This is a genomic window from Bacillus sp. EB106-07-01-XG149 (assembly GCF_058791555.1).
Genome location: NZ_JBYTDP010000002.1, coordinates 553283 through 567303, shown reverse-complemented (window position 1 = coordinate 567303; position 14021 = coordinate 553283). Strand labels below are relative to the sequence as shown.

Here is a 14021-nt window from a genome sequence, read left to right as displayed (position 1 = left end):
CTTAAGTGGCAATACATAAACTGGGAGGAATATAACAATGGCAAAACACGAATTACCAAATTTACCTTATGCGTATGATGCTTTAGAGCCTCACTTTGACAAAGAAACAATGAACATCCATCATACAAAACATCATAACACGTACATTACAAACTTAAACGCTGCTTTAGAAGGTCATGCAGAATTAGCTGACAAAAGCGTAGAAGAATTAGTTGCAAACTTAAACGAAGTACCAGAAGCAATTCGTACAGCAGTACGTAACAATGGTGGCGGACATGCTAACCATACATTCTTCTGGACAATCTTATCTCCAAACGGCGGCGGACAACCAGTAGGCGAACTTGCAACTGCAATTGAAGCGAAATTCGGTAGCTTCGATGCATTCAAAGAAGAATTCGCAAAAGCTGGCGCAACTCGTTTCGGTTCTGGTTGGGCTTGGTTAGTAGTAAACAATGGTGAGCTAGAAGTAACAAGCACGCCAAACCAAGATTCTCCTCTAACTGAAGGTAAAACTCCAGTTGTAGGTTTAGATGTTTGGGAACATGCTTACTACCTAAATTACCAAAACCGTCGTCCTGACTACATCGGTGCATTCTGGAACGTTGTAGATTGGAACGCTGCTGAAAAACGTTACCAAGAAGCAAAATAATTGTAATAACGATAGAAAAAGCTAGGAGAATGCTCCTAGCTTTTTTCTATGCTTTCCTTTTACATAATTGGGCTTGTCTTTGGAAGACTAGAACATGAAGTAAAGGAGAGTTGTGTATGAAGTGGAAACATATAATTGGTGACGTTGAAGTGAATCGGGATTTAGTGTTGTTGCTCCTTATTGGAGGTTTATACACGCTCGCAATTTCTTTATCGAATACGTTTGTTAACATTTATTTATGGAAACAAACACAAAATTATGTGAATCTTGGCTTGTATAATTTGGCCAGCGTTGTATTACAGCCTCTCACATTTCTTATAGGTGGGAAATTAGCGAAGCGTATTGATCGCTCAATCTTGTTACGAATAGGCGTAGGCACGTTAGCTATTTTTTTTATCGTTGTTTTAGTAGCGGGAAAAAGCGCTTCTCACTATATTTTATTAATGGGGGCTCTTTTAGGAGTCGGATATGGTTTTTACTGGCTCGCGTTTAACTTATTAACATTTGAGATTACAGAACCAGAAACAAGAGATTTCTTTAATGGGTTTCTTGGACTTCTTACATCCTTCTCTGGCATGATTGGACCGATAGCAGCTGGATACACAATTTCACGTATGGAAAAATGGAGTGGCTATACGGTTATATTCTTTCTTTCGTTACTGTTATTTGCAATTGCTGTCATTTTAAGCTTTTTTGTATCTAAGAGAGAATGTGAAGGACGGTATGAAATTGTACAAGTATTGAAAGAGCGGCAGATTGATAAAAATTGGGGAAGAATTACACGTGCTCATTTTTTCCAAGGGTTGAGAGAGGGAACGTTTATTTTTGTGATTTCCGTATACGTGTATTTAGCGACGGATAGCGAACTCGCCTTAGGAAAATATAGCTTAGTAAATTCTGCTGTATCATTTGTATGTTACTACTTAGTCACTCGTATGTTAAAGAAAGAGTGGCGGAAAAAAGCAATTTTGCTTGGAGGCATTATTTTATATGCTGTCGTATTTTTAGTTATATTCAATGTTACATACGCAAAATTACTTATTTATGCAGCGTGTATTGCGGTTGCATACCCTATTTTGCTCGTTCCGTACGGATCCATGACATATGATGTAATTGGCAGAGCGAAAAATGCGAGAGAGTGGCGTGTAGAGTATGTAGTTGTCCGGGAATTATGGTTAAATGCAGGAAGAATTTGTTCGATTTTAAGTTTTTTATGTGCTGTATTATTCTTTCCGCCTGAAAAAAGTTTGCCTTACTTATTATGTATTTTAGGTGCAGGACATTTCCTTATTTATTTTGCAGTTAAAAATGTCAAATATGATGAGGAAAATGCGAGTAAAACAAGTGTTGTAACGCAAGCGACTGCGCAGAATCAAACAGAACCAGAAGGTTAACTTCTCGGTTGTTTTATGCTAGAATAGAAAAAGATGTAAGACAGCAGTGAGGACACCTGTATGAAGGTGTCCCTTTCACATTACATAGCTGTTGGTAGAGGGGGTTTGTATGAGCAAGAAGCAGAAACAACAAAAGAAAAAGACTCACGTTCCTTTTCGGTTAAACGTGCTGTTTTTCTGCGTGTTTTTAATGTTCTCCGCGGTTATTGTAAGGCTTGGATATGTACAAATTGTTCGCGGTGAGGAATATAAGAATGAAGTGGAGAGGAAAGAAAACTCGACGATAAGTAATCCTGTACCACGTGGGAAAATATTTGACCGTTATGGGCGAGCTGTAGTAGATAATGCAGCTGTTCGTACGATTACATTTACAAAAATGAAAGGATCAACTGCAGAGGCTCGTTTAGAAACAGCGAAAAGGCTAGCAGAGTTGATTGAAGTACCGACAGATAAATTAACAGATCGTGATAAAAAAGATTATTGGCTTGCTATGCATAAAGAGGAAGCGAAAGAAAAAATTACGAATAAAGATCGTCAAGAGTTAAAAGATAAAAAAATTGACGATAAAGAATTAGATGAGCGTCAACGAAGTCGCGTGACAGAAGAAGAAGTGAATCAATTATCCGCAAAAGATTTAGAAATACTAGCGATTAAAAGCAAAATGGACGGCGGATATGCAATGACACCACAAGTTATAAAAAAAGATGCTACACCAGAAGAATATGCGATTATTAGTGAAAACCTAGCAGCATTACCGGGTGTAGATACGAATGTTGATTGGGATCGAAAATATACGTATGATGATTTATTCCGAAGTGTACTTGGCGGGGTGTCAACGTCTGATGAAGGGTTACCGAGAGAAAGGCTAGATTACTATCTTGTTCGTGATTATAATCGAAATGACCGCGTAGGGAAAAGTTATCTTGAACAGCAATATGAAGATAGCCTACACGGTACGAAAGCAGAAGTGAAAAATATTACAGATAAAAACGGTAATATTTTAGAAACGATTAATGTCGCACAAGGACAACGAGGTAATGACCTGAACTTAACAATCGATATGGAATTACAAAAACGTGTAGAAGAAATTATCACTAAAAATTTATTGAAATATAAAGGGGGACAACCTCTTTTAGATCGTGCATTCGTTGTAATGATGAATCCGAAAAATGGTGAAGTTTTATCTATGGCAGGGAAACAGTTAGTGAATGAAAATGGCGAAACGAAAGTACAAGATTTCGCCTTAGGAACGATGACAAGTTCTTATCCGATGGGATCAACTGTAAAAGGTGCGACAGTACTTACAGGGTATCAAACAGGTGCGATTCAACCAGGTTCAGTTCAACTCGATGAACCAATCGTATTGAAAGGAACGCCGAAAAAATCTTCTTGGAAGACGATGGGGTATATTAATGATCTGACAGCGTTAAAAATGTCTTCTAACGTATATATGTTCAAAACAGCGATGAATCTCGCAGGTGTTCAATATGTGAGAGGTGGTACGTTAGATATACCACAAAAAGCATTTGATACGATGCGTTATTATTTCGGACAGTTTGGACTTGGTGTGAAAACAGGTATTGATTTACCGAATGAATCTGCGGGTCAAATAGGTAAGGGAACTCAGCCAGGTTTCCTATTAGATTTATCAATTGGACAGTACGATACGTATACACCACTTCAATTAGCACAATATGTTTCAACAATTGCAAATGGTGGTTACCGTATGCAGCCGCAAGTTGTAAAGGAAATTCGTCAGCCGGCAGCGAAACCAGAAGAAACTGGAAAAGTTGTTCATTCAATGGAACCGAAAGTACTAAACCGTATTGATATGCCTGAATCACAAATTAAACGTGTTCAGGAAGGATTTAGACAAGTATTTAACGAGTCTAGTGGTACAGCTTCGAAATACTTTGCAGGTGCACCTTATAAAGCTGCTGGTAAAACAGGTACAGCTCAAACTGTGTATGGCGGAGATAAAGAGATTGGTAGAAAGGCAAACGGTGAGCGTAAAGAAACATATAACTTAACGTTAGTAGGCTATGCGCCACTTGAAGATCCTGAAGTAGCATTTTCTGTTGTTGTACCTTGGGTAGATGATAAATCAGGTATTAACGGATATATTAGCCGTGACATTATGGACGCGTACTTTGATTTGAAAAAAGTAGAAAATGGCGAAGTTTCAAAAGATGAAATAGATAATAAAAAGAAAAATAGAGATCAAGATGACGAATAAAAAAGTTGTAAAAAAAGCACACTATCTGAAAAGATAGTGTGCTTTTTTTTATGATTCATGCATACGTTTTAATAAGGTGGACAAGCATATTATATCGAAAAAATAAGAGATCTCACAAATGATACTTACACAAGCCTCTAGAGGATAACGATTTTATGAGCCAATCATTAGTGAAGATGAACGATGGCTACGGATTAAAGTTTTACTTAATGTTGATTCTTGTGGAACTTTACAAAACTTTTACAAACAATTAAAACCGAATTAATAGTTTAGCAGTATTCTTATATCTGTAATCCTGTTATTTCCGGTTACTTCTAGGAGGAAGAACACGTGAAATGGATAAGTGCATCGATTAAAGTTTTCATACTGTCGACTTGTTTCCTTTATGTTGGTACGTCTACTGTATTTGCTGTGAATGAAATGGGAGAAGTGAGAGTTGATGGATCCTCAACAGTTTTTCCTGTTATAGAAGCAGTAGCGGAGGAATATACAAAGGTGCATCCAAACGTGAAGATTTCCATCAGTGTTTCTGGAACAGGAGGAGGATTTAATCGTTTCAGTAAAGGAGAAGTAGATATAAATAATGCTTCGAGAGCAATGAAACAAGTAGAAGAAAATGAAATGAAGAAAAACTCCATTCAGTTTACACCGTTCGAAGTCGCTTACGATGGTCTTACGATCGTTGTGAATCGCCAAAATACTTGGGTAGACAATATGACGGTAGACGAGTTACGTCTATTATGGAGTGAAGATGAAAGCGAAAAGCGATGGTCACAAATTCATTCATCATGGCCACGTGAACAGGTGAAGTTTTATGCGCCAGGTGTAGACTCTGGTACGTATGATTATTTTCAAAATGTCATCTTACAAAATAGTCGCATTGTAAAAAAAGTCTCTTTGTCTGAAGATGATCAAGTTATTATGCAAGGGGTAATGAATGATAAAAATGCCATTGCTTTTGTAGGATATGCTTATTATATGGCCAATCGAGATAAGGTGAGAGCAATAAAAGTGAATGGTGCACTTCCGACGAAAGATACCATTCAATCAGGTAAGTATAAGCCATTATCTAGGCCGTTATTTGCTTATGTGAATAATGCATCTATCCGAAATAAAATGAATGTAGCAAATTATATTGAGTTTATGATTCAGCATGTTGGTGATCTCGCTGAAGAGGTAGGATATGTAAAATTACCAAAAGAAAAATACAATGAACAGCTGCGGATGTTAACAGAAATAAAAAGGTAATGTCAGGGTGGAAAGGGGTTTTCATCTTTGGCTCATAATGACAAAAGTCAAATTACATTTTCTGTACAACATTTGATTGAAAGAAATACAAAACAAAGAAAAAAAACGCAGCGAATCAATCGAATCGTTCCGTTATTACTAAAAATAATTGCTAGCGTGTCTATTGTAACGACACTTGGAATTATTTTCACATTGGCAAATGAAACATTGATGTTTTTTCAAACAATACCATTACACTCCTTTTTGACGGGAAAAGAATGGTTACCTTTTTTTGAAGATCCTAAATTCGGTATATTACCACTTATATGTGGAACGTTCCTTGTAACAGCAATTGCCATGTTCGTAGCAATTCCTATCGGTTTAGCGTGTGCCGTATTTTTAAGCGAATATGCTTCAAACGGTGCAAGGAAAGTATTAAAACCGATGTTAGAACTATTAGCAGGTATCCCGACAATTGTATATGGTTTTTTTGCATTAACAGTTGTCACACCACTTTTACAACGGATTATACCAGATTTACAGTTTTTTAATGCGATTAGTCCAGGTATTGTTATTGGCTTTATGATGATACCTACAATTGCATCTCTATCTGAAGACGCGATGAGAGCTGTAGCGAAAGGAACGAAAGAAGCTTCGTTAGCACTTGGAGCAACTCGGTTTGAGATGGTAAAACAAGTCGTGTTTCCTTCGGCTTTTACAGGGATTATGGCAGCGATCATATTAGCTGCTTCCAGAGCAATTGGTGAAACGATGATAGTTGTAATTGCAGCGGGATCTACACCAAATGTATCGCTCGATCCGACACACTCTATTCAAACGCTAACAGCCTATATTGTGCAAGTGAGCTTAGGTGATGCTCCGCATGGAACAATTACGTATTACAGCATGTACGCTGTAGGCGCAACGTTATTCTTGTTTACTCTTATAATGAACATCATTTCATACTCTATTATGCGCCGCTTTAGGAGGGTGACATAATATGCGAATGTTGAATCATAAAAAAATACAAGAAAATATGGCATCACGTTTTTTAAAAGACCGAGTTTACAAGTTGTTATTTTATATAGCAATTTTGTTTTCAATAGTAATACTGCTTATTTTACTTTTTCAAATTTTTGAAAAAGGTATAAGTTACCTTTCGTTAGATTTCTTTACAAACTTCGCTTCGCGTAATCCGAAAGAAGCTGGGATTGCTGCAGCTTTGTCAGGAACAATATTATTTATGAGTATTGTTATACCAGTCTCCTTTATATTTGGAGTTGGAACTGCTCTTTATTTGGAGCAATATGCGAAGGAATCTATATTTAAAAAGGTAATAGAAATTAATAATCAAACGTTAGCAGGAGTACCTTCCGTTGTATTTGGATTACTCGGCTTAACTATTTTTGTATATGCTCTTCATTTAGGGGAGAGTATTATTGCGGCGGCACTGACGATGAGTTTACTCGTTTTACCGACAGTTGTTGTAGCGAGTCAAGAAGCGATACGATCTGTACCAAGTTCATTATTAGAAGCTTCTTACGGATTAGGTGCTACGAAGTGGCAAACGATGTATCAAATTGTATTGCCATCTGCTTTCCCAGGAATTATAACGGGTTGTACGTTAGCGATATCAAGGGCAATTGGAGAAGCGGCACCGCTATTAGTTATCGGGGCACTTGCATTTGCAAATTATGTTCCATTTAGTATGTTTGATAGATTTACAGTTTTACCAATTCAAATTTTTAATTGGATGAGTAGACCGCAAGAAGAATTTCAGTATGTAGCAGCTGCTGGGATGATTGTTTTGTTAGGTTTATTACTCTTTATCAATATGTTTGTCTTATGGTTACGAAATCGAAAATAAGTTGGAAATGGATGAAAGGGGAATTCAAATGGTAGCAACAGTAGTAAATGTACAGGTGAAAAACGAGGAGAAAATCGAGACTGCACCAAAGAAAGTAGTATTTGATACGAAAAACTTAAATTTATGGTACGGAGAAGACCATGCTTTAAAAGATATTAACTTAAGCATTCATGAGAATGAAGTTACAGCAATTATTGGGCCAAGTGGTTGTGGTAAATCAACGTACTTAAAAACATTAAATCGTATGGTAGAGTTAGTACCAATCGTGCGAACTACAGGTGTAATTGAATATAGAGAGCGCAATATATTTGAAAAATCATACCCAGTTGAAGAATTAAGAACTCATGTGGGAATGGTGTTCCAAAAGCCAAATCCATTTCCGAAATCTATTTATGAAAATGTAGCATATGGCCCGAAAATTCATGGTATTGGTGATAAGAAAACATTGGATGAAATTGTTGAAAAAAGTTTACGTGGAGCAGCGATTTGGGATGAGTTAAAAGATCGTTTGCATGATAATGCATACGGTTTATCTGGTGGACAGCAACAGCGTCTATGTATCGCACGTTGTTTAGCAATTGAACCAGACGTTATTTTAATGGATGAGCCAACGTCGGCACTAGATCCAATTTCAACATTAAAAGTAGAAGAATTAATTCAAGAGTTAAAGAAAGACTTTAGTATTGTGATCGTAACGCATAACATGCAACAAGCAGCACGTATTTCAGACAAAACTGCTTTCTTCTTAAGTGGAGAAGTTGTGGAATATACAGATACAAATAAATTATTTACGACACCTTCAGATAAGCGTACAGAAGATTATATTACAGGCCGATTCGGTTGATATCGTTGCAAGGATAAGAGTAAATACCCTCTTAACAGAGGGTATTTCTTATTTTTACCTCATTTAATTAGAGAAGTAATACTTCTCCTATCTTAAGGCTCATTACAAGTAGGCTAGGTAGGAGATCTATATATAATGGCACATAATATTGAGGGGGAAGAAACAATGGTAAGAGAACAGTTTCAATGTGATTTAAAAATGTTACAGCAAAAGGTGATTGAGCTTGGAGAGCTAGCGAGGGAAGCTTTATTGCTTGCTATGGAAGGTCTTCATAAAAGGGATGTAGAGAAAGCGTTAGAGGTAATAGATGGTGATTATCGTATGGATAATTTAGAAGAGGAAATAAATGATCTTGCGCTTATGCTTATTACGAAGCAGCAACCTGTAGCAAGTGATTTAAGAAGGATTTTCATTTCAATTAAAACAGCGACAGATTTAGAGCGTATTGCAGATCATGCTGTTAATATTGCGAAATCAACAATTCGTCTTGGGGAAAAAGAAGTGGTTGTTAGTTTGCACAATCTTGATGAAATGTTTGCAATTGCAAATAAGATGCTACAGTTAGCGCTAGAAGCATATGAGCAAGAAAATTTAACTTTTGCGAAACAAATTGCCGAAATGGATGATTCAGTTGATGAAATATATGGGAAAGCGATTCGTGAATTTATATCTTCAGTTCCAGAACAACCAGAAGCAATTACACAAATTACACAATTATCCTTTGTGGCGAGATATATCGAGCGTGTAGCGGATCATATTACAAATATTGCTGAAAATGTTTTTTATTTAGTAAAAGGAAAGCATTACTTATTAAATGAATAAAGAAAAAAGGCAGGTGAAACATCACCTGCTTTTTTTAGTCAAAACATGACAAAAAAAGCTCGTTGTTTCCTTTAGTTTATGATGATAAGATGTATCATAATATAATGGAAAAAATAGGACATATATGTTGTTCACTTCTTAAGGAATATTTTACTAAGTTAATGGTAAGCGCTTTCTTTCGCGGCGTTTAAAAGGTACATGTATATAGGGAGTTTTACTGCCTGTAAAAGCCCGAGTCAAGTAATCAAGGCTAATAATCAGTGGGGGATGCACAAAATCCCTACTAATTAAAGTTTCATTTTATACTGCTAGTTAATGCGGGGTAGATAATATACATATCGTATATGAAGTTACTGAACATTATATAAGTGGAGGCTGAAGTATATGAAGGGGGTTATTTTAGCTGGAGGAAAAGGACGACGCCTTAGACCATTAACATGTAATACTCCAAAGCCGATGTTGCCATTATTAGAAAAGCCAGTTTTGGAATACAATATTGAATTATTACGTCAGCATGGTATTCGTGAAATTGCAATTACTGTTCAGTATATGAGTACAGCCATTAAGCAATATTTTGGTGACGGTAGCAAATGGGGCGTTAACTTGTACTATTTTGAAGACTCTCCACCGCTTGGAACCGCAGGGAGTATTAAACAAGCGGAAACATTTTTAGATGAAACGTTTGTTGTCATAAGCGGGGATGCGTTAACTGATTTTCAATTATCAGAAGGAATTATGTTTCATGAACAAAAGAAAAGAATGGTAACTATGTTTGTAAAGGAAGTAGAAAACCCACTCTCATTCGGTTTAGTTGTAATGAACAAAGAACAAGAGGTTACACGATATATAGAAAAGCCGAGCTGGAATGAAGTAGTCTCTAATATTGTGAATACAGGTATATATATTATGGAGCCAGAAATTTTTTCTTACATACCGCCCCGAGAGTTTTTTGATTTCAGTCAAGATGTGTTTCCGCTATTGGCAAATAAGAACGCATTATTTGCATATTTATCAGAAGGTTATTGGTTAGATATCGGTACATTTGATCAATATCGACAAGCACAATTTGATTTGTTAACGAAAAAATTGCAAGTACCAATTCCTTATACGGAAGTATTGCCGATGGTATGGATGGGAGAAGGTGTGACGATAGGAAAAGGAACGAAAATTCACGGTCCTTCTTTTATTGGAGAAGGAGCAAAGATTGGTGCTGGAGCTGTAATTGAACCGTACTCTATTATCGGAAAAAATAGTATTGTTTCAAGTTATTCTCATCTTCAAAAAAGTATTGTTTTTGCAAATGCGCACATTGGGCAGTATTGCGAGCTATTAGAAACGACAATAGGAGAGCATACAATGGTGGAAGATGACGTTACACTGTTTCAAAAAAGCATTGTAGCGGATCATTGTCATATAGGTAAAAGTACGGTAATTAAGCAAAAGGGAAAACTATGGCCATATAAGGCGATTGACAGCTATTCGGTAGTAGGGTCGGCTGGTGTTCAAGAAAGTGAAAAGAGTGCAGGATGGTTGCAAAAAAGCCGCATTGTAGGAAGAGGTAATGTTGAGATCACTCCTCAATTTATTGTAAAGGTTGCAATGGCGTACGGGTCCCTTTTTGCGAAAGGGGAAAGTATATTAATTGGGAGTCAAGAACATATAGAAACGACTTCTTATAAAAATCTCTTTCTTCATGCGATTCATGGTATCGGGGTTCATACGATGGAATGCAAAGAAATGAACGAGTCGCTTTTTCAGTATAGCATACAGGATTTACAATGTGCTGGTGGGGTTTTCATTCAAGTGGAAAATGAAAAAGAGGTTGTTATAAAGTTATATGGTAAGGATGGGGTACAATTAACGTATAAGCAGCAAAAAGCGATAGAACAAGTATATATGTCTGAGTCATTTTATTACGTATGTGAGAAAGAAATGGGGCGAAATAAGCTAGTCCACGTTTCTTTACATGATTATATAGAGGCTGTATTAGAGCGCGTTGATATTGAGAAAATACAAAAACAAAAGTTTCATCTTCTTATTAATAAGAGCAATGATATGTTACAACATTTACTGATGCTCTTTTTACAAAGGCTCGGATGCACAGTTACATGGATTTATGCGGGCGAACAAAAGGATCATGTGAAAGCTTTGATGAAATCAAGTAAAGCAAATATGGCACTTATGTTTTCAGAGCAAGGAAATTATTTCGAGTTATATGATAATCATAGTAATATTTACCAAGGAACAGATTTTGAAGAGGTAGATATTCCAGATTTATTACTTGAATCGGCAGGAAATATTTACCCGATGTCTTTGAAATTAGGAGAATGTTACCTTCTATTTTATACGCAGGATGAAAAAAAGTCGTTTCAAGCGAGATGGAAGCGAGATATTTTATATCGAATTGGAAAATTATTCGAGTTAATAGCATTGCAGGGGAAAACATTTCTCAGCATAGTAGAGCAATCACCGCCGCTCTACCTACTTTGTGATGAAGTTGTATGTTCATGGAATGAAAAAGGGAAAGTAATGAGGAAATTATTAGCTGATATGGAAAGAAAAGAAGAAGGTATATTTGAAGGTGTACAGTTCAAATATACAGAAAAAGAGTGGTCTTATATCGTTTCTGACACAAAACAACCGAAATTTTTAGTGTATTCGCATGCTAGAAACCCAGTAATAGCAAGGGAAAACATGAAAAATCTTATAGAAAAAATTAGACAATATCAAAAGGTGTAGAATTTTTATTTTAAAAGTGGTATTATAGTATAGTCTGATTTAAGTTATTAGTACTGGAGGGAATAAGAATGCGTGTGAATATTACTCTAGCATGTACAGAATGCGGAGATCGTAACTATATCTCAAAGAAAAACAAACGTAACAACGCTGAGCGTATCGAGCTTAAAAAGTATTGCAAGCGTGACAAGAAGTCTACGTTACACCGTGAAACAAAGTAAGCAGTAGGAATATTTTCCTACTGTTTCTTTTTTTATTCGATTCCTCTGTTAAAAGTGATACACTATCATCGTAGAGCAAAGTATCACTGTGAGGGGGAAAGTGTGTGAGAGAAGAGAAAGTACGTTTACGTAAACAAATAATAGAGCACATGAATTCTTTATCAGAAGAACGATATACAACTTTATCAGAGAAAATTGCATTTTCGTTGTATGCGCAAAAAGAGTGGGCTGAAGCTAAAACAGTTGGAATCACTCTCTCAATGGAAAATGAAGTGAATACATATCCTATTATCGAAAAAGCTTGGGAAGAAGGAAAGAAAGTTGTTGTTCCGAAGTGTAATAAAGGAACACGAACGATGTCTTTCCGGCAAATTAGTAATTTGGATCAATTAGAAATAGTGTATATGAATTTACGTGAACCAATTCCGGCGCTTACGGAAGAAGTGAATGCAGATGAAATTGATCTTCAAATCGTGCCAGGCGTAGCTTATACAGAGCGAGGAGAACGGATTGGATATGGCGGTGGCTATTATGATCGTTATCTCGTGCATTATAAAGGGAAAACGCTATCATTAGCTTATAGTTTTCAAATGGTAGAACATATTCCAGTAGAGCCATTTGATAAAAATGTAGAAAAAATTATTACAGAAAAAGGAACAATGGTTAAAAATGGGCTTGTATAGACAAATAAAAATTGACGAGACTTTTTCTTCTTGATTATAATAAAATATGTGAACGTTTTCTTATTATAATTTTTTATAGTAAGTGAGCATAGAGGGTGATGAAATGGTATCTATTTATGATATTCAACAATTGCTAAAGAAATTTGGTACGATTATTTATACAGGTGATCGAATTGCAGATTTACAATTAATGCAAGATGAATTGCGTGAATTAAATCAATCACAGTTAATCGATCCACAAGACTATCAAACAGCTTTATTTTTATTGAAGCAAGAAATTCAAAAAGAGCTAAATAAGAATTAGATAAAGGTAGGTAAGCAACATGGAAGAGAAATGGTTAGTTGGGGTTGACCTTGGTGGTACAACGATTAAATTAGCATTTATTAATGTGTACGGTGAAATTTTACATAAGTGGGAAATCCCTACGAATACAAATGAGCAAGGAAAACATATTACGCTTGATGTAGCGAAAGCTATTGATAAAAAGTTAGAAGAGTTAGGTGAATTGAAAAGCAAGTTAATCGGTATTGGTATGGGAGCTCCTGGTCCTGTACACGTGGCGTCTGGAATGATTTATGAAGCGGTTAATTTAGGATGGAAAAACTATCCGTTAAAAGATTTATTAGAAGTAGAAACAGGATTACCTGTTGTTATTGATAATGATGCAAACTTAGCAGCGCTTGGTGAAATGTGGAAAGGTGCTGGTGAAGGAGCAAAAGATTTAATCTGTATGACACTTGGCACTGGTGTTGGTGGTGGTGTAATCGCCAATGGTGAGATTGTACACGGCGTAAGCGGAGCTGCTGGTGAGATTGGACATATTACAGTAGTTACAGAGAATGCTTTCCCATGTAATTGCGGGAAGTCTGGTTGCTTAGAAACTGTAGCATCTGCAACGGGTATTGTGCGTGTTGCTATGCAAAAAATACAAGAGACTAATAAAGAGAGTGTTCTACGTTCTATGTTAGCAGAAGAAGGGCGTATTACATCAAAAGATGTGTTTGAAGCACTTGGACAAGGTGACGAGCTAGCAGGCGAAGTAGTAGAAAAAGTAGCTTCTTATTTAGGATTAGCTGTAGCGAACCTTGCTAGTACGTTGAACCCAGAGAAAATTGTTATTGGCGGGGGCGTGTCTAAAGCTGGAGATGCACTATTAGAGCCAATTCAACGTTATTTCGAGCAATATGCTTTCTCACGTGCTGTAAAGAGCACAAAGTTAGCGATTGCAATACTTGGTAATGATGCAGGTGTTATCGGAGGAGCTTGGCTTGTAAAAAAGCACAAATACGAAGCGAAGATGGTATAAGTTGTGAAATATGAAAAGAGGAAGGGGAAACCCTT

13 protein-coding genes are annotated in these 14021 nt (G+C 36.4%); all 13 read left to right on the top strand.

The genetic code is table 11. The features are described from left to right. The first annotated feature begins 37 nt into the window (after positions 1-37). The 13 genes from sodA (at position 38) to glcK (ending at position 13986) form a co-directional block, all read left to right on the top strand. Positions 38-649, top strand: coding sequence for a superoxide dismutase [Mn] (sodA, locus tag AC3WTA_RS09040; protein ID WP_001052034.1), 612 nt, complete (start codon positions 38-40; stop codon positions 647-649). Between the two features lie 116 nt (positions 650-765). Further along, positions 766-2043: an MFS transporter gene (locus AC3WTA_RS09035; protein WP_000871366.1), complete on the top strand. Its 1278-nt coding sequence runs from the start codon at positions 766-768 to the stop codon at positions 2041-2043. Between the two features lie 109 nt (positions 2044-2152). Then, positions 2153-4279, top strand: a complete 2127-nt coding sequence (locus AC3WTA_RS09030; RefSeq protein WP_000039014.1) for a peptidoglycan D,D-transpeptidase FtsI family protein — start codon at positions 2153-2155, stop codon at positions 4277-4279. A gap of 330 nt (positions 4280-4609) precedes the next feature. Then, positions 4610-5527, top strand: a complete 918-nt coding sequence (phoX, locus tag AC3WTA_RS09025; protein ID WP_000871268.1) for a phosphate ABC transporter substrate-binding protein PhoX — start codon at positions 4610-4612, stop codon at positions 5525-5527. A 27-nt stretch (positions 5528-5554) separates the two neighbouring features. Continuing rightward, a complete protein-coding gene (gene pstC / locus AC3WTA_RS09020; protein WP_000940910.1) occupies positions 5555-6505 on the top strand; it encodes a phosphate ABC transporter permease subunit PstC in 951 nt (316 codons plus the stop codon). 1 nt (position 6506) lies between these two features. Then, the gene (pstA, locus tag AC3WTA_RS09015; protein ID WP_001242550.1) at positions 6507-7373 is read left to right on the top strand and encodes a phosphate ABC transporter permease PstA; all 867 of its coding nucleotides are present in this window, start codon (positions 6507-6509) and stop codon (positions 7371-7373) included. Positions 7374-7401: 28 nt separating this feature from the next. After that, the gene (pstB, locus tag AC3WTA_RS09010) at positions 7402-8217 is read left to right on the top strand and encodes a phosphate ABC transporter ATP-binding protein (protein WP_000226688.1); all 816 of its coding nucleotides are present in this window, start codon (positions 7402-7404) and stop codon (positions 8215-8217) included. Between the two features lie 165 nt (positions 8218-8382). Next, a complete protein-coding gene (phoU, locus tag AC3WTA_RS09005) occupies positions 8383-9039 on the top strand; it encodes a phosphate signaling complex protein PhoU (protein WP_033657724.1) in 657 nt (218 codons plus the stop codon). Between the two features lie 384 nt (positions 9040-9423). Next, on the top strand, positions 9424-11778 hold the full coding sequence (locus tag AC3WTA_RS09000) for a sugar phosphate nucleotidyltransferase (RefSeq protein WP_000679319.1): 2355 nt from the start codon (positions 9424-9426) through the stop codon (positions 11776-11778). A gap of 68 nt (positions 11779-11846) precedes the next feature. Continuing rightward, the gene (rpmG, locus tag AC3WTA_RS08995; protein ID WP_001265616.1) at positions 11847-11996 is read left to right on the top strand and encodes a 50S ribosomal protein L33; all 150 of its coding nucleotides are present in this window, start codon (positions 11847-11849) and stop codon (positions 11994-11996) included. 104 nt (positions 11997-12100) lie between these two features. Then, positions 12101-12679: a 5-formyltetrahydrofolate cyclo-ligase gene (locus AC3WTA_RS08990; protein ID WP_001206434.1), complete on the top strand. Its 579-nt coding sequence runs from the start codon at positions 12101-12103 to the stop codon at positions 12677-12679. Between the two features lie 103 nt (positions 12680-12782). Beyond that, positions 12783-12983, top strand: a complete 201-nt coding sequence (locus AC3WTA_RS08985) for a YqgQ family protein (RefSeq protein WP_000253699.1) — start codon at positions 12783-12785, stop codon at positions 12981-12983. 19 nt (positions 12984-13002) lie between these two features. Then, positions 13003-13986 (top strand): glucokinase, encoded by a 984-nt coding sequence (gene glcK / locus AC3WTA_RS08980; RefSeq protein ID WP_000391711.1) that lies wholly within the window; start codon positions 13003-13005, stop codon positions 13984-13986. The last annotated feature ends 35 nt before the right edge of the window (positions 13987-14021 follow it).